Genomic DNA, 21,317 nt, shown 5'->3' with positions numbered 1-21,317 from the left:
TTGTGGGAGCGTGGCTTGCCCGCGATTGAGGCGACGCGGTTACAACAAATGGCACCCACAAAAAACCCGGCCGAAGCCGGGTTTTTGTTTAGCGCATCACTGCATCCAGGGCGGAGGCGGTTCTTCGGCTTTACTCGGTGGCGCATCGTCAGCAGCACGGATCGCTTGCTTGCGCTCTTCGTCCAGCCGTGCGGCCTCGATTTCGCGCATGATCCCGCCCACGTCGGCCAACTCTTCCGGCTCGTCGAACTCGCCGGTGAGGACACTGGCCGGGTGCAAGGTGCCGGCTTCGTACAACGCCCACATTTCCTTGGCGTACTTGGTCTTCTTCAACTCCGGCGCAAAACGTCCGAAGTAGGACGCCATGTTGCCAACATCCCGCTCCAGCATGTTGAACGCATGGTTGTTACCCGCAGCGTCCACCGCCTGAGGCAGGTCGATGATGACCGGGCCGTCCGGGGTCAACAGCACATTGAACTCCGACAGGTCACCGTGCACCAGACCGGTACACAGCATCAGCACGATCTGCGAAATCAGGAACGCGTGATATTCACGGGCCTGGTCCGGCTCCAGCACCACATCGTTCAGACGCGGCGCGGCATCACCGTATTCATCGGCCACCAGTTCCATGAGCAGTACGCCTTCGAGGAAGTCATACGGCTTGGGCACCCGTACACCGGCACCGGCCAGTCGGAACAGGGCCGCCACTTCGGCGTTCTGCCAGGCATCTTCGGTTTCTTTCTTGCCGAACTTGGAGCCCTTGGCCATCGCCCGAGCCTGACGGCTGTTGCGCACCTTGCGGCCTTCCTGGTACTCGGCCGCCTGACGGAAACTGCGTTTATTCGCCTCCTTGTAGACCTTCGCGCAACGTAACTCGTTGCCGCAGCGCACCACATAAACAGCTGCTTCTTTACCACTCATGAGTGGGCGCAGCACCTCGTCGACCAGACCGTCCTCGATCAGGGGTTCAATGCGTTTGGAGTCTTCATCAGCTTTTATTGTGGGTCCTTTATTACCAAACACGCGAAAGTCATTCGTTATACGGCAATCCACCCGTTCGGGGGAGGGGTTGCCGACCTATGAACGTCGTGAAGCACACAATGTGCCGGATTAATCGCTCATCCATCGCCGGTCGTCAATGACCGGCCGAGATCATAGCTGAGCCAGCGAACTTTGTTGGCGAAGGGATTTGAAGGCATTTGCGACAGAAGCTGACATCTTGCGCAAACCCCTGCGTAGGATTTTTCCAATATGGACTCAATTTCTCCCATCAGCAGCCGAAGTCCTCAGGACAAAGGAATTTGTCCGACAATCGTTCTGACAGAAAAACGACGACGCTTCAGGGACCGAAGTACACCAACAACGTTTTCGGCTACCAATATTCCGCGAGTCATCTGCACTGCGTGGGCCTACAAGAAAATCTGGAGCGCGGATGAACATCAAACAGAAGTTGACCTGGGCGTTTGCAATCATCGCCTGCGTGCCCGTGGTGCTGGTCGCCACCCTGGTTGTGATGAACTTGCGCAGTGATGCCAAGGACAGTTTTGTCGATGGCAGTGGCCGTGAGATTCGTCAGGTCAGCAACGCCATGCAATTGTTTTTCGACGGCATCAGCCAGAACGTCGACTACCTGGCCAAACAGCCCCTGATCAAGGACTCCGACGACAGCCTCAAGACCTACATGAGCGCCAACGCCGAGAGCATTCCCCAGGGTGAAGCAGACAAAAAAGTCTTCAGCCTCCTCCAGGACCTGGGCAACAGCCATCCGTCCTACGCCTATGCCATTCTCGGCACTGCGGCCGGCGGTTATGTGTCCTGGCCGGACGATGCGAAGTTGAACAACTACGATCCACGCCAGCGTCCGTGGTACAAAGCGGCCCAGGCCAAACCGGGCAAGCCGTTTCGCACCGAGGCCTATTACTGGGCACAGGACGACGCGACTTACGTCAGTACCGTGCGTACCATCGACAACAAGTTGGGCACTAACGGCGGCGTGGTCAGCATCGACGTGACGCTCAAGCAGCTCACCGAAATCGTCAAGCAGATCAAGCTGGGTGAAACCGGCTACCTGATGCTGCTGGAAAACACCGGCATGGTCCTGGTGGACCCGAAACAACCAGAGCACAACTTCAAGCCACTGAACAGCCTCGGCGAGGGTTACGCGCAACTGGCCAAGGCCGGCAAAGGCCTGGTGGAAGTCGAGCTGAACGGCGAACGCTACATGGCCAACGTCTGGCCGTCGGAGCAACTGGGCTGGACCTTCATCGGCCTGATCAAGCAAAACGACGTGATGAGCTCGGCCACCCAACTGACCTGGCTGATCGCAATCATCGCCGCCGTGCTGGCCGTGTTCTTCGCCATCCTCGGTGCCAGCTTCGCCAGCGTTATCGTGCGCCCGATCCGCAGCGTGGCCAGCGGTCTGGAAGGCATCGCCCAAGGCGAAGGCGACCTGACCAAAAACCTGGAAATCCGTGGCAGCGACGAAACCGCGCAACTGGCCAGTTGGTTCAACCAGTTTTTGACGGCGATCCGCAACCTGATTCAAAGCATCGGCGGCGCGGCGACGAAAATTCTCGCCACCTCCAAAGCTCGACCCAAGTTTCCAGCGACATGGCCGAAGCCGCCGGACGCCAGCGTGAAGCCGTAGACATGGTGTCCACGGCGTTCCACGAAATGGTCGCCACCGCCAACGAAGTCGCGCGCTCCTGCAGCCAGGCGGCGGAGTCGGCCGACAGTGGCCAGCGTCAGGCCCGTGAAGGTCAGCAGCAGATTGATGCGGCGGTGAGCAGCGTTGATCGCTTGAGCCAGGAAATCGAACAGTCGGCGCAATCGATGCAACAGCTGGAACGCGACAGCAACGATATCCAGTCGATCCTGGGGACCATTCGCTCGATCGCCGAGCAGACCAACCTGCTGGCGCTGAACGCGGCCATCGAAGCGGCACGGGCCGGCGAGCAAGGTCGCGGGTTCGCGGTCGTGGCTGACGAAGTACGGGCGCTGGCCAAACGCACGGCGGACTCCACGGCGGAAATCGACGGGCTGCTCGGCAACCTCGCCAAGCGCACCAGCCAGGTGACCCAACAGATGCACGCCAGCCTGGAAGTGTCGCAACAGTCGGTGAGCCGAATCGGCGAAGCGCGTAACAGCTTCGGGCAGATTCGCGAGTCGGTGGACGTGATCCGTGACATGAACACGCAGATTGCGACGGCGGCCGAAGAACAGCATCACGTGGCCGAAGACATCAACCGCCACATCAGCCAGATTCATGGGGATGCGCAATTGGTCGCGGAACTGGCGAACTCCGCGCGCCTGGATTCGCAGAGCCTGGCCGGGCTTTCGAATGAGCTGGACGGGTTGGTTCGACGGTTCAGAACCTGATCCCCGAAACACCGCACATCACTAGGAGTGAGCCTGCTCGCGATAGCTGACTGACATTCAACATCAATGTTGACTGACATGGCCTCATCGCGGGCAAGCCCGCTCCCACAGGGTCATGTGGTGTTACCGCTTGAAGAGTTCGCCGGGGGTAAACCCGAACAGGCTTTTGAAGGCGGCAATGAACGCCGAAGTCGAGTCATACCCACATGCCAGCGCGGTGTTGGTCACGCTGTCGCCCTCCTCCAGCAGACTCAATGACGACAGCAGTCGCATCCGCTGTCGCCAGCCGCGAAAGCTCAACCCGGTCTCGCGCTGAAACAGGCGCATCAGGGTTTTTTCCGACAGGCCCAAGCGCTCCGCCCAGGCCTGCAATGTCACGTTTTGCTCAGGGCTTTCAATCAGTTCGTTGCACAATCCCAGCAACCGTTCATGCCGGGGCAACGGCAGGGAAACCCCACCTCGGGCAAACTCGCCAACTGATCGAGCAACACGCTCACCAGCCGCGCTTCCTGGCTGTCGCCCTGTGGATACTCCACCGCCAGCAGGCAAAAACTCTTGATCAGTTCCCGCGCCAGCGGCGTGACTTCCAGCACCCGGCAACGTCCATCCGCCCACGCACAATCCTTGCGGCGCACATACAAACTGCGCATTTCAGCGCGCATCGAGGTAACGACTTGATGCTCAAGGTCCGCCGGAATCCAGATGCCCCACTGCGGCGGCGCAAAAAAACTGCCCTCGGCGGTATGCACCCCGAGCACGCCACTGATCGCGTAGGAAAACTGCACCCAATCGTGACGATGCGGCGGCGTCCATGAACCGGCATTCAGGCTTTCTACCCGGGCAAACAGCGGACGGGGCAGAGCCGTCAGCGTCGGTATCGTCCGTTCGAGGGAAATTTGTCCGTTAGTCGGCATCAACTAGCCTTATATCGCAAGAGGGTTGATGGAGCCGACGTTAGGCCAAGTAGCAGATCCCTACAAATCTATTTGATGCCGAGATTCCCTGTAGGAGTTCTTCAGCGCTCGATAATCGCGGTGACGCCTTGACCGCCAGCCGCACAGATCGAGATCAGGCCTCGGCCCTTACCGGCCGCGTCCAGCAACTTCGCCAGATTGGCGACGATACGCCCGCCGGTGGCTGCAAACGGATGCCCGGCCGCCAGTGAACTGCCTTTGACGTTGAGGCGGCTGCGGTCGATGGAGCCCAACGGCGCATCAAGCCCCAAGCGGGTTTTGCAATATTGCGGATCTTCCCAGGCCTTCAGCGTGCAGAGCACCTGTGCGGCGAAGGCTTCGTGGATTTCGTAGTAATCGAAGTCTTGCAAGGTCAGGCCATTGCGCGCCAGCAAACGTGGCACCGCGTACAACGGCGCCATCAACAGGCCTTCGGCACCGTTGACGAAATCCACCGCCGCTGCTTCCCCATCACGCAGATAAGCAAGGATCGGCAAGCCACGCGCCCTGGCCCATTCTTCACTGCCCAACAGCACCAGCGAGGCACCGTCTGTGAGTGGCGTCGAGTTGCCGGCGGTCATCGTGCCCTTGGCGCTTTTCTCGAAGGCCGGTTTCAGCTTGGCGAGTTGTTCCAGGGTCAGGTCCAGACGCAAGTTGTTGTCGCGGGTCAGACCGAGGAACGGCGTCATCAGGTCGTTGTGCCAGCCCTCGGCGTAGGCGGCGGTCAGGTTGCGGTGGCTTTGCAGCGCCAGTTGATCCTGTTCTTCGCGGGGGATGTTCCAGGTCTGCGCCATCAGCTCGCAATGTTGCCCCATGGACAAACCGGTGCGGGGTTCGCCATTGCGCGGGAACTCGGGAATGAGATGCCGGGGCCGTAATTGCAGGAATGTTTTCAGTTTGTCGGCGGTGGTCTTGGCGCGATTGGCTTGCAGCAGGATCCGGCGCAGGCCTTCACTGACACTGATTGGCGCATCCGAGGTGGTATCGACGCCGCCGGCAATGCCGCAATCGATCTGCCCCAGGGCGATCTTGTTCGCCACCAGCAACGCCGCTTCCAGCCCGGTGCCGCACGCTTGCTGGATGTCGTAGGCCGGCGTTTCCGGCGACAGCCGCGAACCGAGCACGCACTCGCGGGTCAGGTTCATATCCCGCGACAGTTTGAGCACGGCCCCCGCGACCACTTCGCCCAAGCGCAGGCCGTGCAGGTTGAAGCGTTCGATCAAGCCTTCGAGCGCTGCGGTGAGCATCGCCTGGTTACTGGCAGTGGCATACGCCCCGTTGGAGCGAGCGAAAGGAATTCGGTTACCGCCGATAATCGCGACGCGGCGCAGCTGAGTCATGAAAAGCTCCTTGTGAAATATTCGAACATCAAACCTGAACCCACAGGCTCTGCATTCCCCCGCAAGTCCTGCAGAACCCAGGTTCAACTACTCTGCAATGTTCAAGCGTAGGCCTTATCTCGTGGATCGAACGACTGATTGCCAATCGTGGTCCACACTTTGAACCCCAGCCGCCGGAGCACGTTCCATGTCTGACCGTTATATCGACTTCGCCAATTCGTCCATCGGCCATCGCCTGGTCGGGGCCTTGGGTCTGCCGTCGCCGGTACGCCTGGAGCGCTGGCAGGCCGGCCGATTGCGGCCGGTCGAAGGGGCGTTGTTGATCGGCGGTGGTCCGCTGGCGGAGAAAGTCGGCGCGCTCGCCAATCGCCTGACCGACGCGATTTACAGCTACGGCACCGAGCCCTCGCTGGCCACCGCGTGGATTCCCGGTCACGGCCCGAAACTCAAAGCGGTGGTCTTCGACGCCAGTCATCTGGTGCAGACCGATCAACTCAAACAGTTGCGCGAGTTCTTCCAGCCCTTGATGAAAAACCTCGACCACAGCGCGCACCTGGTCATTCTGGGGCGCGCGCCAGAGACCTTGAGCGACCCGTTTGCCGCCAGCGCCCAGCGTGCCCTGGAAGGGTTCAGCCGTTCTCTGGCCAAGGAACTGCGCAGCGGTGGCACGTTGCAGTTGATCTATGTCGGTGAAGGCGCCGAGGAACAACTGGAAGGTCCGTTGCGGTTTTCCTTTCGCCCAAAAGCGCGTTTGTGTCCGGGCAAGTGATTCGGTTGAAAGCCTGCGACACGCCCGTTCAGGACTGGACGCGGCCGCTGGCAGGGCGCAAGGCGTTGGTGACCGGCGCGGCGCGCGGCATCGGCGCGTCCATCGCCGAAACCCTGGCCCGTGATGGCGCCGAGGTGATTCTGCTGGACGTACCACCGGCCAAAACCGATCTCGAGGCGCTCGCCGCACGGCTTGCCGGGCGCAGCATCACCCTGGATATTTGCGCCGAAGACGCTGCCGCGCAGTTGATCGAACACTTGCCCGACGGGGTCGACATCGTGGTGCACAACGCCGGTATCACCCGGGACAAAACCCTGGCCAACATGACGCCGGAATTCTGGGACGCGGTGTTGGCCGTCAACCTCAATGCGCCGCAGGTGCTGACCAAGGCCCTGCTCGACAGCGCCACCCTGCACGACAACGGTCGCGTGATTTTGCTAGCCTCCATCAGTGGCATCGCCGGCAATCGCGGGCAAACCAATTACGCTGCCAGCAAAGCCGGGCTGATCGGCCTGGCTCAAGCCTGGGCGCCGTTGCTGGGTCAACGCGGCATCAGCATCAATGCCGTGGCGCCAGGATTTATTGAAACGCAAATGACCGCGCACATTCCATTCGGCTTGCGCGAAGCCGGCCGACGCATGAGTTCACTCGGCCAGGGCGGCTTGCCGCAGGACGTCGCCGAAGCCGTGGCATGGTTGGCGCAACCGGGGACGGGTGCGTTTACCGGGCAAGCACTGCGGGTCTGTGGACAAAGTGTTTTGGGGGCCTAGTGATGATGACCCATTGGCACACGCTCAACCGTGAACCGAGCCTGCCGGCGTTGTACGTGCGAGCGGCGACGCGACGCAAGATTACCGGCACCACGTTGCCTCCCACGGGCTTGCACTGTTGGGTCGAGGTCGACCACAAACGCCTGGCGGCTTATCGCAAGGTCTGCGGGTTTGCCGACAACGGGTTGCTGCCGCCGACCTATCCGCACATCCTCGCGTTTGCCTTGCAGATGCAATGGCTCACCGCCAAGGAATTCCCGTTCCCCCTGTTGGGGTTGATTCACCTGAGCAACCGCATTCGCGTCTTGCGTCCCTTGGGCGGGGTGAGTCGTGTACGCGTCAGCGTGCAGGTGCAGAATCTGCAACCGCATGCCAAGGGTGCGACGTTCGACCTGGTGACCTCGCTGAACGATCAATTGGGGCCGCTCTGGGAAGCGCAGAGCCAGATGCTGTGCCGGGGCGTCACACTTGACGGTGATCCGATCGAAGACGTTTTGGCCCCAAGCCTGGAGATGATCGAAGTGAGCCGCTGGCAAGCGCCCGCCGACATTGGTCGCCAGTACGCCAAGGTGTCCGGCGATTACAACCCGATTCACCTGAGTGCCTTCAGCGCCAGGATGTTTGGTTTTCCCGCGGCGATCGCCCACGGGTTGTGGAACAAGGCACGTACCTTGGCGGCGCTGGCCGATCACCTGCCGACGGCGAATATCGAGATTGCCGTGCAGTTTCGCAAACCGGTGCGCTTGCCCAGTGAAGTGACATTGCTGGCGAGCGTGGCGGGGAGCAGTGGTGATTTTCAGCTGGTCGGTGCCGGGGATCTTGAGCACATGGTCGGACATTGGCGGCCGGTGGCCTGATGGTTTGGCAACGCAAAAACCGGAGTCGAAAAAAACCGCTGATGCGTTCACGTCAGCGGTTTTTTATTGACTGGCAACTCGCCAGTTAACATCAGACATCCCATGCAGTGTCAGTGGGTCAATTTGGGTGGGTAGTTGGCCAGGATGCGTACGACGGTTTCATGAATCGCATTGCTGCGATCGGTCGGGTTCGGCGAGCCGCTGAGCAGTTGCTCGTCACTGCCACGCCACACCAGTTTGCCGTCCTTGCCGTCGAGCAGATCGATCTGGATGGTCGCCACTTTGTAGCTGACGTTGCGGGTTTCGTTGTACATCGGCGCGCCCCAGTAACCGTTCCAGGGGTTGCCATAACCGCCGCCATAATTGGTGGTCACTTGTTGCTGGCGCTCTTCGACGATCAAGTAAGTCTGCACACTCAAGTCACCCTTGGTGCCGGCAGCGGCCGGACGCAAGCCTCGCTGGTCCAGTTGATCGGCAACGGATTGGCGGATGCGTTGCTCGGTCAGATCACTCTTGATCCGCGGATCATCGGGACGGTACTGCAGAGCGGGTTCTTTCCAGCTCCAACTGCGGTAGGCGGCAAAATCACGGCTGGCGTCAAAGTCATGATTGACCTGGTTGGCGGCGCAGGCACTGAGCAGCGCGGCCATAGCCAGTACAACGAGACGGCGGAACATGATGGTTCTCCGGTTGAAGGCATAACTCTGCGAAATGCTTCTTATCTACAGAAGCTAACTAGGAGGATACGCCGACATTGCCTTTTCTACAGCCTTTCGCAGGGCATCGGCTTGCTCGCTCTGGCTACCGTTATGGCCGGTTTCGGCGCTGGCACTCCACACCGGTTGACCGGTGCCCGCATCGAACATGTCTACCTGCACCACCAAGACTTGTTCCTGATAGGTACGGATGATCGGCACGCTGCCGTACATCCCGTAACCGTTACCGTAGTGGTTGTACCCGCCATAACCGCCGCCGTAATAACCGTAGTCGTCCTGAACCTGACGCAAGCGGGTTTCCAGGTGCAAGTTGGCGCTGACAAACAGGTCGGCTGGACGGTTATCGTGCAACGGTCGCAGGCCGCGCTGATCCAGGGCATTGCTGACCACTTCGGCCACCTGCGCCGAGTCAGCCCAAGTGGTACCCGGCGGCAGTTGACCATCGAGCCAGGCCCAGCTGCGATAACGCCCGTAGTCACGGGGTGGCGCGGGGTAGGCGCTGCGATCGAAGGTGTTGGCCGCGCCGGGTGGCGCCGGCGGGATAGGGTTGGACGATGCCACATACGGATTGCTGCCCTGACAGGCCGCCAGCCCGAGACAGATCACCAGCAACCCTGAACGACTTTTCATTTCGTGCTCCGATCAGACCGGTCGACAGATCCAGTGCAAATAGCGCCCAAGCCCGGCAAAGCTTGGGTGACGTCGATGGGCCAGTTCCATTTCGAGCAAGTCCACCAGCTCGGCGCGGGCCTGGAATTCCACAGGCATATAGTCGTGAAAAACCCGCACTCCACTCTGGGTTTCGACCTGCCACAGGCCTTCAAGTTGCGCCGCCAGTTCGCGTGGATCAAGGGGCTGTTGCGGGGTCAGGCTCTGCTTCTCGCCGGCCATGTCGTTCTTGCGCATCTTGCGAAAGTGGCCCTTGAGCAGGTTGCGGTAAATCAGCGCATCGCGGTTATAGAAGGCCAGGGACAACCAGCCACCGGGCTTGGTCAATTGATGCAGCACCGGCAGAATCGCGTGAGGCTCCGCCAGCCATTCGAGCACGGCATGGCACAGCACCAGGTCGTAGGGTTCGGTGAGCTGACCGAGCAGATCCTGCCACGGCGCCTGAATGAACGTTGCGCTCTGCCCGGCCTCGGCAAAGCGCTGGCGCGCCCCTTCGAGCATCGGCTCGGCGGGCTCGGCCAGGGTGACGTCATGGCCGCGCTCGGCCAGCCACAACGACATGTGGCCCAGACCGGCGCCGATGTCGAGTACGCGCAATGGTCGGTCCGGCAGGGTTTCGGCCAGGTCGGCCTGAAGCACCGCCAGGCGGATCGCGCCTTTGGCCCCGCCGTAGATTTTTTCGGCGAAGCGGGTCGCCAGTTGATCGAAATGACGATCGCTCATCAGCTGAACCTCTTTTCGCTGTCTGCGAGTTTGCTGCGCACGACTTCATTCATGTCCAGTCCCAACTCGCTGCACAGCAGCAATAGATAGAGCACGATATCGCCGACTTCCTGCCCGGCATGGGCGAGTTTGTCGGCCGGCAACTGACGTGACTGGTCTTCGGTCAACCACTGGAAAATCTCCACCAGCTCGGACATTTCCACACTGGCGGCCATGGCCAGGTTTTTCGGGCTGTGAAATGGCCGCCAGTCGTTGCGGTCACGGATGGCGTGCAGGCGTTCGGTCAGTTCAACAAGGTTCATCGGGCTCTCCTGAAGGCGTATAGCTTCGGGGGGATGCTGCGTGAAGGCAAGCGGCAAGCGCCGCAAAACCACTATGCTTGCAGGGAACTCGCCACCGCGATCAATGGCCCAAGGCTCAACCACTTTCATCAGGACGTTAACGACATGCAGGTAGAAGGTTTTTTCGACTGGCTTGGCCAGGCGCTCGGTTCGGTCATCCGCTTTATCGTTGACGGCCTCAGTGGCTTGTTCAATCTGTTGAGCCACGCCGGCGCAAACTTTGTCGAGGGCTTGTCCCGCACGCTTGGGATGGATACGTCGATCATCAGCATCGTGGCGCTGATTGTGGGGTTGATGTTGTTGTGGTCGGCGATTCGGGCGTTTATGAATGCGTCGGTCATTGCAGGGATTATCTGGTTACTGCTGGGGCTTTGGTTGTTGAGCTGGATCATTCACTAACCCCCCTGTTGCTGATCGTTCCCACGCTCCGCGTGGGAATGCAGCCCTGGACGCTCCGCGTCCCTGATGCCGTGACGCAGAGCGTCACAGGAGTCATTCCCACGCAGAGCGAGGGAACGATCATCACCAACTGTCGCTACAATGCCGGCTTCGCCAAGGAGCCTGCATGTCCAACCTGATTACCGACTGGCGCGACCGCCCGACCCATCGTCGGGTCTGGGCGCTGGCTGCGCCGATGATCCTGTCGAATATTTCCGTACCGCTGGTGGCATTGGTCGACGGTACGGTCATCGGCCACCTGCCCCACGCTCATCAGCTGGGCGCCGTCGCGGTCGGGTCCAGCTTGTATACCTTCCTGGCCTGGGCCATGGGTTTTCTGCGCATGGGCTCAACCGGCTTCGCGGCGCAGGCCGCCGGACGCGGGGATGGTGCGGCTTTGCGGCAGATTTTGCTGCAAGGCCTGTTGTTGGCCTTGGGCCTGTCGATTGTGCTGGGTGCTGCGGGCGTTCCTTTGAGCGGCGTCGCGCTGCACTTCATGCAGCCGTCGGCAGAACTGGATCAACTGACCCGCGAATTTTTCCACACACGTTTGTTCGGCCTGCCGGCGGCACTGGCCAGTTATGCCTTGGTGGGCTGGTTCCTGGGCACCCAGAATGCCCGGGCACCGCTGGCGATTTTGCTGAGCACCAACCTGGTGAACATCGCACTGAACCTGTGGTTTGTCCTCGGTCTGGAATGGGGGGTGGTCGGTGCGGCGCGGGCCTCGGTGATTGCCGAATGGACCGGTGCGCTGATCGGCCTGCTGCTGACGCGCAAAGCCTTGCGTGCCTACCCCGGTCACATCGTTTGGGCCGCGCTGGCGCTGTGGCAGAGTTGGCGGCCATTGCTGGCGGTCAATCGCGACATTTTCATCCGTAGCCTGGCGCTGCAATCGGTGTTTTTCCTGATCACCGTACAGGGTGCTCGCCTCGGCGATGCCACCGTTGCCGCAAACGCGCTGCTGCTTAACGGCTTGCTGCTGACGGCGCACGCACTGGACGGTTTGGCGCATGCCGTTGAAGCCCTGTGCGGGCACGCCATCGGGGCGCGTGATCGAGAGGCATTGCGGCGTTCATTGGTGGTCGCCTGCGGTTGGTCATTGCTGGCGAGCCTGGGCTTTGCCGTGCTGTTTGCATTCGCCGGGCATTTGTTTATCCAGATGCAGACCGACATTCAGAGTGTGCGTGACACCGCCTTCATCTACCTGCCCTACCTCGCCGCGCTGCCGTTGATCGCGGTGTGGAGTTACTTGCTCGACGGGCTGTTCATTGGCGCCACTCGCGCCCGGGAAATGCGCAACGGCATGCTGTTGACCGTGATCCTGCTGCTGCCCTTCGCCTGGGCCCTGCAAGGCTTGGGCAACCATGGGCTGTGGATCACCTTTTTGCTGTTCATGTTATTACGCAGCCTGACCCTGGGTACTTTTGCCTGGTACTTGCGCAAGAACGATGGCTGGTTCACCGGATGATAGGGGCCGGGGCTTCAGGGTTGATCGCCCTGCCACAGATTGCGCAGTCTATCGAGACGTTCCTGCTGAGTGATCCCCGGCAGCGGCAGTTCAGGTACAGCGCCGGGGTATTGCAAGCGTAACCATAACCATCCATCGAGCACCGGCCGCTCGCTGAAACCCAGCGCCAACCCCTCCAGCAGTTGGGACCACAGGTCGGTGTAATCGCTCCCGGTGGATTGGCTCCAGCGCCAGGCGTGCTGTTCCAGCAGGCAGGTTTGCAATGAGTCACGCTGACGTGCACTGAGGGCTTCCTCTATGCCCAGCGGCTCGACGGCAAGCCCCGGATTGAACAACTGCTGCCAGCCCTGACAGCCAATTGCCCGATCAGCCCAGGTTCCACCGAACCAGCGTAACCGGCTGATCGGACCGAGCCAGCGACTCAACTCCCGGGCATCGCACGCATCGAAAAAATAGCTGGCCGTCTGGGGGTTGTAGTAGCTCAGCAAGGCGCGGTGATGCAGGCCAACGGTGACGGTGAGCATGCGTTGCAAATGTTCGAGCAACTGCGACGGTGACGCGTCACTGGCCAGCCACAACCCGTTCCAGAGGTGGGGTTCACGCTGACAACGTTCGGTCAGTGCCGAGTGTCCCTTGAGGTCGATCAACACCGGGCCGTGCTCCCTCAACGGCTGCCATTCGCAGTGGTTGAACAGCCAGAACTGCCGGACCTGGGCAAACTGCTCCCGCAGCGCCTCTGCGGCCCCGGGCTCGCCCGGCACATCGAGCAACAGCCATTGCGGGGTGACGTCGGGAGCCTGGACGGCAATCATGCCGCACCGCTCCGGCCAAGCTGTGTCGCGGCCCGGCACGTGCAAAGGGTTTGCGTGCAATGAAGAAAACTGCCCCCGCCGGGCAACAGGCACAGCAACACCAACGGTTCACTGGACCGCAACAAACGCAACAATCCATCGGCCGACACGGCGTCATCGACCACCGCAGTGGGTTGTCGCTCGGCCGGGACCGGGGCGGCGGAAGGACCGGGGAGAAATCCGGTAATCAACGGTTGATCCGGATCGCCTTCGATAAAGCTCACGAGCACTTCCACGCCCTCAGTCAACGACTTGACGGGCGCATAGCTCAATTCAGGTGAAATCGACAACCAGCAGTGGCTGGGGGCCGCGCCTTCGCCCTGATAGAGCCAGTCAAATTGCACGGCAACGGGTCTGGACGCTTCGGGTTGCGGCTCATCGACCTCGACCACCCAGGCCCGTTGCAGGCCATGCATCCTGGGGCCAACGGCCGAACTCTGCGGTATAGGAGACAACTCTGCGGCCACCGCACGGATTTGGTTGCCATACGTCAATGCAGGGGCTTGTCCCGCGTGATGCTCGACATGGGTCAGCCACCAGAGACGACTCCCGTCGGCATACGGGTGGCCGGACAGCCGGACACGCTGGCCGCTGCGCAGCGTCGCCAGGTTCGAATGACCATCGCTGGCCTGTGTTCGGTCGTGAAGCGTGAACTGATGCACACCCGAGTGTCCGGTGTCGGGCGTAAAGGCCATCGTTGCGTCACACCGAACGCGCCCCGCCCCGTCTCTAATGACCAGGCAGTGACCGCGCCTGTGATGCTCGAAGTGGTAATGCAGGCGTTCCTGCGCGCACAGCCGCTGGAAAAATTGCAGGTCTGATTCCTGATACTGCGTACAGAAATCACGCGGGGGGTAATCGCCACTCACCTCAAAACGCCGATCCGTGCCGGCAATGCCATGCTCCTTGAGCACCTGAGCGAGGATCTGTGGTACCGAACGGTTACTGAACATACGCTGGCTGAACCGCTGGGCCAGGCACGCCAGTTTCGGCCGCAGGCGCACACGACAAAGCCTGGGGGTGGCGTCATGTCCGCCCTGGACCAGTTCATGCAACTGCCCGTGAATCCCGTTCCCCGCAGGCCCGAAATGCAAAAAAACCGGGCGATACATCAGGCTGGCCAAGTCCAAAGCCGGATCATCGACCAACAGATCGACATTGAACTCAAAGGGCTCGCTGATCGCTTCACTGCCGGTAAAGGCCAAGACCTCAAAGGGATCTGGCAGACCCTCTACATCCAGACGAAATGGCGGCTCGTTGACTGGATCGAACATCGGCGATTCTCTACAGGAGGGGCGGCCGGGGATTCTCGCCGAGAGACATGGCCGAGTAGAGAGGCGAAGTACAACTTAGGAAATGACCTACGCGAAAAGAAGACCACATCACGTGGATAGATGTGGTTGTGAGTCATTTCGCTTAAGAAAAAAGAAGCGTCGCACCAGGTCATCTGAAATTTCCGCAGCATGCGGAATATTTTCAGACAACCTGATGAGAGCAGTGACCTACCTTACGAAGACAGGTAAGACGAACGGGTCAGGCCCAGGCGCAGAGCGTCGAGGAACTGGGTGCGCTCGGCAGCGGTGATGCGGGCACTGGCGCACTTGTCGCGGTAGTGGGTCATCAACTCTTCCGGCGACAAGTGCACATAACGCAGCATGTCTTCGATGGTGTCGTGGGTTTCGATACCCGCGTGGTACACGCTGCCGTCGGCGTTCTGGTAGATGTTCACCGAATCGGTGTCACCGAACAGATTGTGCATGTCGCCGAGGATTTCCTGGTAAGCGCCGACCAGGAAGATACCCAGCAGGTAGTCTTCACCGTCATTCAGCGCATGCACCGGCAGGCTGGTTTCGATGCTCTGCTCGTCGACGTATTGCTTGATCTTGCCGTCAGAGTCGCAGGTCAGGTCTTGCAGCACGGCGCGGCGCAGCGGCTCTTCGTCGAGACGGTGCAGCGGCAGGATCGGCAGCACCTGGCCGATGGCCCAGGTGTCCGGCAGGCTCTGGAACACCGAGAAGTTGCAGATGTACTTGTCGGCCAGCTTGTCGTTGAGTTCGTCGAGCACCTGACGGTGCGAACGCTGACGGGCTTTCAACGAGTTGTGCAGGCGACGGCACACGGCGAAGTAGCATTGCTCGGCCAGGGCTTTTTGCGCCAGGGTCAGCTTGCCATCGGCGTACTGGGTGGCCACGTCGCTCATGTAGTGCGTCGCGCGCCAGTAGGTTTCGGTGACCATCTCGATGTCGGTCGGCCCCAGCAGGTCAACCAGCCACTGCACGGTTTCCGGCAGTTCTTCCTTGCTGTCGATCTGCGGTACGTCGTCGTTGTGTTTCTCGACGTCGGTCACCTGCACCACCAGCATGGCGTGGTGAGCGGTCAGGGAGCGGCCGCTTTCAGAGAAGATGTTCGGGTGCGGCAGGTTCTGCGCGTCGCAGAACTCCTTGAGCATCCCGACCACGACACCGGCGTAATCGTCCATGTCGTAGTTGATCGAACTGGCGTTACGCGAGTGCGTACCGTCGTAGTCCACGCCCAGACCACCGCCCACGTCGATGTGATCCACCGGCAGGCCGAGGTTGCGCAGTTCGCCGTAGTAACGGATCGCTTCCTTGAAACCGTGCTGGTAGTCCGCCAGGTTGGCGATCTGCGAGCCCATGTGGAAGTGCAGCAGGCGAATGCCCTGATCCAGGCCAGCGGCACGGAAACGCTCGACCACCGACAGCAACTGCGCCGCCGACAGACCGAATTTGGATTTCTCGCCGCCGGTGTCCGCCCATTTGGACGAGGCCAGGGACGACAGACGCACGCGCAGGCCGACCTGAGGCTTGACCTTCAGCGACGCCGCTTCTTCGATCACCAGGCCGACTTCGGATTCTTTCTCGATCACGATAAACACGTTGTGACCCAGCTTCTGGCCCATCAGCGCCAGACGAATGAACTCGCGGTCCTTGTAACCGTTGCAAACGATGGTGCCGCCCTTCGGCGCCAGCGCCAGCACGGCCAGCAGCTCTGGCTTGGAGCCGGCTTCCAGACCGATGGAGACATCTTGGGTAGCGATGATGTTTTCGATCACCGCTTCTTGCTGGTTAACCTTGATCGGGTACAGCGCGGTGTACTTGCTCTGGTATTCCAGACGCTCGATGTTTGCATCGAAGGCGCCAGTCAACTGACGCACGCGGTCTTGCAGGATATCCGGGAAACGCACCAGCAATGGCAAGGACAAACCGCTTTGGCGCAGTTGGTCGACTTGCTCGAACAGATCAATAGGCGAACTGGTCGGACCGTTCGGACGAACTTCGACGCGACCGGCGTCATTGATCGCGAAATACCCGGCCCCCCAATGGCGAATCCCGTAAACACTGCGGCTGTCCGCAACTGTCCATTGGCTGCCATCGTCTTTGCGTGTGCGTCGTACGGACATTGAAGTCCCCTATAAAGAAGTCATAGAGCGTCGCCTGGGTTCAGGCCGGCGCAGTCTAAAGAATGAAAATGACGATTAGCCTGCATGCAAGGGCGATAGACCGCACATTCAGGTTTGAGTTTAGAAACCGGTCAGAACAGGCTCTGTGAAAACCATGTAGACGACGCCAGCACCGTTGTCAGGACTGGATCAAGCCGAGGGTGGTTTTCACAGAGGCTGCTAGCCGCCGGACTTCTTCGCTTTGAAACCGAGTTTGATCAGTTCGCCCAAGAGTAGCTCGACATGATCGCCCTGGATTTCGATGATCCCGTCTTTCAACGCCCCGCCGGTCCCGCAACGTTTCTTCAACGTGGTGGCCAGCTCCTTGAGCGCGTCTTCGGCCAACGGCACGCCGGTGATGGTCGTCACCGTCTTGCCGCCACGGCCCTTGCTTTCGCGACGCACGCGAGCGATGCCGTCGCCGGCCGGGATAACGGTCTGTTTGCAGATGCAGGCGTCCACCGGTTTACTGCATTCCGGGCAATGACGACCTGCGTCGGTGGAAAATACCAAGCCACCAAGGGCGGCGAAGGATGCGGCTTTTTTGGCCACCGGCAATCCTCTTGGGAGGACAAAGACTGGTCGCAGCACTTGGGAAGGCTATCGACCGCGAAGCCCCACTCAGGCAGGGGCAGCGCTACTGAAACGGTACAGACTTGTAGGAGCAGAGCTTGCTCGCGATGCACGTCAACGATAACGCGCGGCATCAGACAGCACGTGTCGCTCACTCGTCCTTCGCGAGCAAGCTCTGCTCTTACAAAAGGTCGCGCAGTGTAACGGCAAAAAGCCGACTTGCTAAGAGCCAATCAGCGCCAATTTATGCCTTGTTTGCGACGTCGCTTTGCTGAGCCTTCAAATAGCGCTTCAACGCCGCCAAAGAGTCCGGGCAATAAGGCTTTTGCTCGATTTCCAGCATCACCTGTTCGATGGGGATAAAGCGCGCTTCAAGCACCTCTTCCGGCTGCAGGATCAACGGGCCGTCCCACACCGCCGAAAACGCCGAACACCAGAGTCGGTTACCGGTGTCTTCAAAGAAGAAGTGATCGTGGGCGGTCAGCTCCACGCCACTGACACCCAGTTCTTCTTCGAGTTCACGGGCGGCCGACTCGGCGTAGGTTTCGCTGGCGAGCACCATCCCCCCTGCCGCCACATCCCAATACCCCGGATAAATGGCTTTGCTGAAGGTTCGGCGGTGCACGCACAGTTCACCGTCCGAATTGAACAGCATGATGTAGGTACCGCGCCCGATCAGCCCGCGCTCGCGCAAGTCTGACCGGACCAGGGCGCCGAGCAGGTTGTCCTGCTCGTCGACCCAGGCGATCTGTTCGGCATCCGAGGCCGCGCGATGGGCGGCCTCTTTTGAACTATCGACCATGACTCAGCCCTGATTGAGCAATTGACGCAAATCGATCACTGCCGCGTTGGCCCGGGAGATGTAATTGGCCATGACCAGCGAGTGGTTGGCCAGCACGCCGAAGCCGCTGCCATTGAGGATCATCGGGCTCCAGACCGGCTCTTGCGACGCCTCCAGCTCCCGAATGATCTGGCGCACGCTGACCGTGGCGTTTTTCTTGGCCAGGACATCGGCGAAGTCGACTTCAATGGCACGCAACAAGTGGGACAGGGCCCAGGCTTGGCCGCGGGCTTCGTAGAACACGTTGTCGATCTGCAGCCATGGGGTTTCGACGATTTCTTCGTCAACCTGTGGCACTTCGCCGGGCGCGATGACTTCGGTTTTCAGCGCAGTGTTGAGTTTGACCCGGCCGACACTGGCCGACAGGCGTTGCGACAGCGAACCCAGGCGAGTGCCCACGTCACCCAGCCAGTTGTTCAGGTTGTCGGCGCGAGCATAGAACAGCGCGCTTTTCTGGTTCGGATCAGACAAACGCGCCTGATAACGGCTCAGGGAATTGATGCCTTCCTGGTACTCGGACTCACTGGAAGGCAGCACCCAGCTCTTGTTGTCAAAGTTGAAACGCGGCTCGGCCTTGGCCAGATCGGCGTCTTCGGCGGACTGCGACTGGGAGCGGGCGAAGTCTTTACGCAGCGCACGGCTCAGGTCGCGGACCTGGACCAGCACGCCGTATTCCCAGCTCGGCATGTTGTCCATCCACAGGCCCGGCGGAAAACGGTCATTGGAAATATAGCCACCCGGTTTTGTCAGCAACGTACCGGCGACGGTCTTGAGGGTTTCCACCGTGGTGTAGCCGACCACCATCTGCTTGCCTTCTTTCTCGGCGGCAACCTGGGCCGTTTGCTGAACCGGGAACAGTGCAGGCTCCTCGCTCCAATACCAACCCAGCGCAATGGTAACCAGCAGGTAAAGACCGACCAGCGTGGCCAGCGCCCGGCTGAACAGCAGGCCGCCGAAATAACTGCGGGTGGCCGACTTCGGTTCAGCGGCACGTTCAGGCGCGCTGCCCGCGCGGTTCTTCCAGTCCAGCATGGCGATATCCTTTCAATCACTTGAGTTCATCGGTTCGACCACAACCCTACGCCATCGTGCCTCGTTTTGCCGCGTATTAATCGGCGCGCTGCGGTGAGCCAGGATTGCATCGTCGAGGCGCCACTATAAAGGAAGCACATACCTTGTAGCAGCTGGCGAAGCCTGCGTTCGGCTGCGCAGCAGTCGTAAACCTTGAGTGCGAGGTCTTTCTGAAACACCACATCGACTGATTTCACGACTGCTGCGCAGCCGAACGCAGGCTGCTACATGAGCCGATCCGACTGACCGGTCACAAACTGAATGACGTCGCAATACAGATTATTGACGTACGACACTCATCCAATTGGAAAGAGGTGCTAGCATAGAGCCACCAGTCGATCTCAGCATTTACCCTAACTAGTAGTCAGGATATGACCGAGCCAGAAGACCCCAGCCGTGAGCGCCTCAAGCACCACTTTGCCCAGCGGGTAATTCATCAGGCACGTCAAATTCTTGAGATCTGGCAGCGCCTGCAACGCAGCGAGTGGTCCATTACCGACCTGTCGGAACTGAGCGAAGCCAACCTTCGCCTGCTGCGCTTTGCCGAGCGCTTCGAACAACCGGAACACACTCAACTGGCGCGCCATATCGGCCAGTCGCTGGAAGCTGTCGACGCCAATCGCGGACGCCTGAGCAGCGGTCTGATCACCGACCTCAATCGCTTGATGCAGCGTCTGTCGCGCACCGGCCTGCGCCATGGCGATCAGTTCGAACAAACCTTCCTGCCGCCCTTGCGCAAGCCCATCTACGTAATGCTGCAGGATCACGACCGCGCCGAGCGCCTGGCCAAGCAACTGGAATTTTTCGGACTCAGCGCCCAGTCCCTGGACAGCGTTGCAGCGTTTCGCTCCTCGATGGTCGAGCGCTTGCCGGCGGCGATCGTCATGGACGTGGACTTCAGTGGCCCCGGCATTGGCCTGAAACTGGCGGCCGAAGCCCAGGAAGGTCTCGATCATCGGCTGCCGCTGTTGTTCTTCAGCCTGCACGAAACCGACACCCCGACCCGCCTCGCCGCCGTGCGCGCCGGTGGCCAGGAGTTTCTCACCGGCACGCTGGAGGCTTCGAGCCTACTGGAGAAAATCGAAGTCCTGACCTGCGTCGCCCAGTACGAACCTTATAAAGTGCTGATCATCGACGATTCGCGCGCCCAGGCCCTGCACACCGAACGCCTGTTGAACAGCGCCGGGATCGTCACGCGCACACTGATTGATCCGATTCAGGCCATGGCCGAACTGTCGGACTTCCAGCCTGACCTGATCATCCTCGACATGTACATGCCGACCTGCACCGGTACCGAGCTGGCCAAGGTGATCCGACACAACGACCGTTACGTCAGCGTCCCGATCATTTACCTGTCGGCAGAAGACGATCTGGACAAGCAGCTCGATGCCATGAGCGAAGGCGGCGATGACTTCCTGACCAAACCGATCAAGCCGCGCCACCTGATCACCACCGTACGCAACCGCGCAGCACGGGCGCGCAATCTGAAAGCCCGAATGGTCCGCGATAGCCTGACCGGCTTGTACAACCACACGCACATTTTGCAATTGCTCGAAGACTGCAGCTTCCGCTCTCGCCGCGAGAGCAAGCCGTTGAGCTTTGCGATGCTCGACATCGACCACTTCAAGCGAGTCAACGACAGCCACGGCCACCCCATGGGCGACCGGGTGATCAAAAGCCTGGCGCTGTTCCTCAAGCAACGGTTGCGCAAGACTGATTTCATCGGCCGTTACGGCGGTGAAGAGTTTGCGATCGTCATGCCGGACACCGATCTCGAATCCGCTTACACAGTGTTGGATGAAATTCGTCAGCGCTTTGCCGAAATCCACTACCCGGCCCAACCACAGGATCTGTGGTGCACGTTCAGCGCGGGCGTGGTGGAGCTGTGCGAACACTCCGACAGCCTGATGATGGCCAGCCAGGCAGACGAGGCGCTGTACCGCGCCAAGGACGCCGGACGTAACCGTGTCCAGGCGGCGCGAACGTCACAGCAAAGTGCCACTTTTTCATCGGAATCTACCGATTCGGTCATAACCCTGTAACACAAACGCAATAAATTCAGGCGCTTACCATTCTGCCGCTGGTAGACCTGCTATGCG

Annotated in this window: 17 protein-coding genes and 3 pseudogenes; 7 read left to right on the top strand and 13 right to left on the bottom strand. The window is 60.3% G+C overall.

The window, feature by feature from the left end; all coding sequences use genetic code 11:
- Nucleotides 1-96: 96 nt before the first annotated feature.
- Nucleotides 97-989, bottom strand: a pseudogene (locus tag AB4N76_RS17355) (PA4780 family RIO1-like protein kinase).
- Nucleotides 990-1,432: 443 nt separating this feature from the next.
- On the opposite strand from AB4N76_RS17355, the gene AB4N76_RS17350 reads away from it, so the two are divergent.
- Nucleotides 1,433-2,647, top strand: coding sequence for a cache domain-containing protein (locus AB4N76_RS17350; protein WP_460163289.1), 1,215 nt, complete (start codon nt 1,433-1,435; stop codon nt 2,645-2,647).
- Nucleotides 2,611-3,378, top strand: coding sequence for a methyl-accepting chemotaxis protein (locus tag AB4N76_RS17345; protein WP_371916749.1), 768 nt, complete (start codon nt 2,611-2,613; stop codon nt 3,376-3,378). Before AB4N76_RS17350 ends, AB4N76_RS17345 begins: the two co-directional genes overlap by 37 nt.
- A 123-nt stretch (nt 3,379-3,501) precedes the next feature.
- On the opposite strand, the pseudogene AB4N76_RS17340 reads toward AB4N76_RS17345, so the two are convergent.
- Together AB4N76_RS17340 and AB4N76_RS17335 are read right to left on the bottom strand one after the other, a co-directional pair.
- Nucleotides 3,502-4,292 (bottom strand): annotated as a pseudogene (locus AB4N76_RS17340) (AraC family transcriptional regulator).
- 101 nt (nt 4,293-4,393) lie between these two features.
- Nucleotides 4,394-5,671, bottom strand: a complete 1,278-nt coding sequence (locus AB4N76_RS17335; RefSeq protein WP_077432425.1) for an acetyl-CoA C-acetyltransferase — start codon at nt 5,669-5,671, stop codon at nt 4,394-4,396.
- A gap of 187 nt (nt 5,672-5,858) precedes the next feature.
- Here AB4N76_RS17335 and AB4N76_RS17330 point away from each other — a divergent pair.
- Together AB4N76_RS17330 and AB4N76_RS17325 are read left to right on the top strand one after the other, a co-directional pair.
- Nucleotides 5,859-7,210 (top strand): annotated as a pseudogene (locus AB4N76_RS17330) (3-oxoacyl-ACP reductase).
- A 2-nt stretch (nt 7,211-7,212) separates the two neighbouring features.
- The gene (locus tag AB4N76_RS17325; protein ID WP_460163288.1) at nt 7,213-8,067 is read left to right on the top strand and encodes a MaoC family dehydratase; all 855 of its coding nucleotides are present in this window, start codon (nt 7,213-7,215) and stop codon (nt 8,065-8,067) included.
- 110 nt (nt 8,068-8,177) lie between these two features.
- Here the strand turns inward: AB4N76_RS17325 and AB4N76_RS17320 are convergent, their stop codons facing one another.
- Genes AB4N76_RS17320 through AB4N76_RS17305 form a run of 4 tightly spaced genes read right to left on the bottom strand, consistent with a single transcriptional unit; the run spans nt 8,178 to nt 10,477 of the window.
- Entirely contained in the window at nt 8,178-8,744 is a 567-nt protein-coding gene (locus AB4N76_RS17320; RefSeq protein WP_046032978.1) for a DUF4136 domain-containing protein, read from the bottom strand.
- 54 nt (nt 8,745-8,798) lie between these two features.
- Nucleotides 8,799-9,413, bottom strand: coding sequence for a DUF4136 domain-containing protein (locus AB4N76_RS17315; RefSeq protein ID WP_046032979.1), 615 nt, complete (start codon nt 9,411-9,413; stop codon nt 8,799-8,801).
- A 12-nt stretch (nt 9,414-9,425) separates the two neighbouring features.
- A complete protein-coding gene (locus tag AB4N76_RS17310) occupies nt 9,426-10,175 on the bottom strand; it encodes a methyltransferase domain-containing protein (RefSeq protein ID WP_046032980.1) in 750 nt (249 codons plus the stop codon).
- Entirely contained in the window at nt 10,175-10,477 is a 303-nt protein-coding gene (locus AB4N76_RS17305) for a MazG-like family protein (protein ID WP_046032981.1), read from the bottom strand. Before AB4N76_RS17305 ends, AB4N76_RS17310 begins: the two co-directional genes overlap by 1 nt.
- 144 nt (nt 10,478-10,621) lie before the next feature.
- Here AB4N76_RS17305 and AB4N76_RS17300 point away from each other — a divergent pair, with 144 nt between their 5' ends.
- Nucleotides 10,622-10,915: a hypothetical protein gene (locus tag AB4N76_RS17300; RefSeq protein WP_046033056.1), complete on the top strand. Its 294-nt coding sequence runs from the start codon at nt 10,622-10,624 to the stop codon at nt 10,913-10,915.
- 166 nt (nt 10,916-11,081) lie between these two features.
- On the top strand, nt 11,082-12,422 hold the full coding sequence (locus AB4N76_RS17295) for an MATE family efflux transporter (RefSeq protein WP_460163287.1): 1,341 nt from the start codon (nt 11,082-11,084) through the stop codon (nt 12,420-12,422).
- Nucleotides 12,423-12,436: 14 nt separating this feature from the next.
- Here AB4N76_RS17295 and AB4N76_RS17290 read toward each other — a convergent pair whose 3' ends face one another.
- The 6 genes from AB4N76_RS17290 to AB4N76_RS17265 all read right to left on the bottom strand — a co-directional run bounded on the left by AB4N76_RS17290 (nt 12,437) and on the right by AB4N76_RS17265 (nt 19,179).
- Complete coding sequence (locus AB4N76_RS17290) at nt 12,437-13,234, bottom strand: DUF4123 domain-containing protein (protein WP_077432421.1); 798 nt, start codon at nt 13,232-13,234, stop codon at nt 12,437-12,439.
- Complete coding sequence (locus AB4N76_RS17285; RefSeq protein WP_460163286.1) at nt 13,231-14,547, bottom strand: type VI secretion system Vgr family protein; 1,317 nt, start codon at nt 14,545-14,547, stop codon at nt 13,231-13,233. The genes AB4N76_RS17290 and AB4N76_RS17285 overlap by 4 nt, the downstream gene beginning before the upstream one ends.
- Before the next feature lie 233 nt (nt 14,548-14,780).
- The gene (speA, locus tag AB4N76_RS17280) at nt 14,781-16,694 is read right to left on the bottom strand and encodes an arginine decarboxylase (protein WP_046032985.1); all 1,914 of its coding nucleotides are present in this window, start codon (nt 16,692-16,694) and stop codon (nt 14,781-14,783) included.
- Between the two features lie 219 nt (nt 16,695-16,913).
- Entirely contained in the window at nt 16,914-17,285 is a 372-nt protein-coding gene (locus tag AB4N76_RS17275) for a translation initiation factor Sui1 (protein ID WP_046032986.1), read from the bottom strand.
- Nucleotides 17,286-17,550: 265 nt separating this feature from the next.
- On the bottom strand, nt 17,551-18,108 hold the full coding sequence (locus AB4N76_RS17270) for an NUDIX hydrolase (protein WP_046032987.1): 558 nt from the start codon (nt 18,106-18,108) through the stop codon (nt 17,551-17,553).
- Between the two features lie 3 nt (nt 18,109-18,111).
- Entirely contained in the window at nt 18,112-19,179 is a 1,068-nt protein-coding gene (locus tag AB4N76_RS17265) for a DUF2333 family protein (RefSeq protein ID WP_046032988.1), read from the bottom strand.
- Between the two features lie 410 nt (nt 19,180-19,589).
- Between AB4N76_RS17265 and AB4N76_RS17260 the strand changes: the two genes are divergently transcribed.
- Nucleotides 19,590-21,260 carry a response regulator gene (locus tag AB4N76_RS17260; protein ID WP_046032989.1) on the top strand — a complete coding sequence of 557 codons (1,671 nt, stop codon included), beginning with the start codon at nt 19,590-19,592 and terminating at the stop codon, nt 21,258-21,260.
- Nucleotides 21,261-21,317: the final 57 nt, after the last annotated feature.

This window comes from Pseudomonas sp. S2_F03, assembly GCF_054668335.1.
This window is presented reverse-complemented; position numbering and strand designations above follow the sequence as displayed.

Coding starts and splice junctions, on each gene's coding strand:
- AB4N76_RS17345 (WP_371916749.1), top strand. CDS start 2,611: ATGGCCGAAGCCGCCGGACGCCAGCGTGAAGCCGTAGACATGGTGTCC.
- AB4N76_RS17350 (WP_460163289.1), top strand. CDS start 1,433: ATGAACATCAAACAGAAGTTGACCTGGGCGTTTGCAATCATCGCCTGC.
- AB4N76_RS17320 (WP_046032978.1), bottom strand. CDS start 8,744: ATGTTCCGCCGTCTCGTTGTACTGGCTATGGCCGCGCTGCTCAGTGCC.
- AB4N76_RS17265 (WP_046032988.1), bottom strand. CDS start 19,179: ATGCTGGACTGGAAGAACCGCGCGGGCAGCGCGCCTGAACGTGCCGCT.
- AB4N76_RS17335 (WP_077432425.1), bottom strand. CDS start 5,671: ATGACTCAGCTGCGCCGCGTCGCGATTATCGGCGGTAACCGAATTCCT.
- AB4N76_RS17285 (WP_460163286.1), bottom strand. CDS start 14,547: ATGTTCGATCCAGTCAACGAGCCGCCATTTCGTCTGGATGTAGAGGGT.
- AB4N76_RS17300 (WP_046033056.1), top strand. CDS start 10,622: ATGCAGGTAGAAGGTTTTTTCGACTGGCTTGGCCAGGCGCTCGGTTCG.
- AB4N76_RS17260 (WP_046032989.1), top strand. CDS start 19,590: ATGACCGAGCCAGAAGACCCCAGCCGTGAGCGCCTCAAGCACCACTTT.
- AB4N76_RS17270 (WP_046032987.1), bottom strand. CDS start 18,108: ATGGTCGATAGTTCAAAAGAGGCCGCCCATCGCGCGGCCTCGGATGCC.
- AB4N76_RS17310 (WP_046032980.1), bottom strand. CDS start 10,175: ATGAGCGATCGTCATTTCGATCAACTGGCGACCCGCTTCGCCGAAAAA.
- AB4N76_RS17295 (WP_460163287.1), top strand. CDS start 11,082: ATGTCCAACCTGATTACCGACTGGCGCGACCGCCCGACCCATCGTCGG.
- AB4N76_RS17305 (WP_046032981.1), bottom strand. CDS start 10,477: ATGAACCTTGTTGAACTGACCGAACGCCTGCACGCCATCCGTGACCGC.
- AB4N76_RS17325 (WP_460163288.1), top strand. CDS start 7,213: ATGATGACCCATTGGCACACGCTCAACCGTGAACCGAGCCTGCCGGCG.
- speA (WP_046032985.1), bottom strand. CDS start 16,694: ATGTCCGTACGACGCACACGCAAAGACGATGGCAGCCAATGGACAGTT.
- AB4N76_RS17315 (WP_046032979.1), bottom strand. CDS start 9,413: ATGAAAAGTCGTTCAGGGTTGCTGGTGATCTGTCTCGGGCTGGCGGCC.
- AB4N76_RS17290 (WP_077432421.1), bottom strand. CDS start 13,234: ATGATTGCCGTCCAGGCTCCCGACGTCACCCCGCAATGGCTGTTGCTC.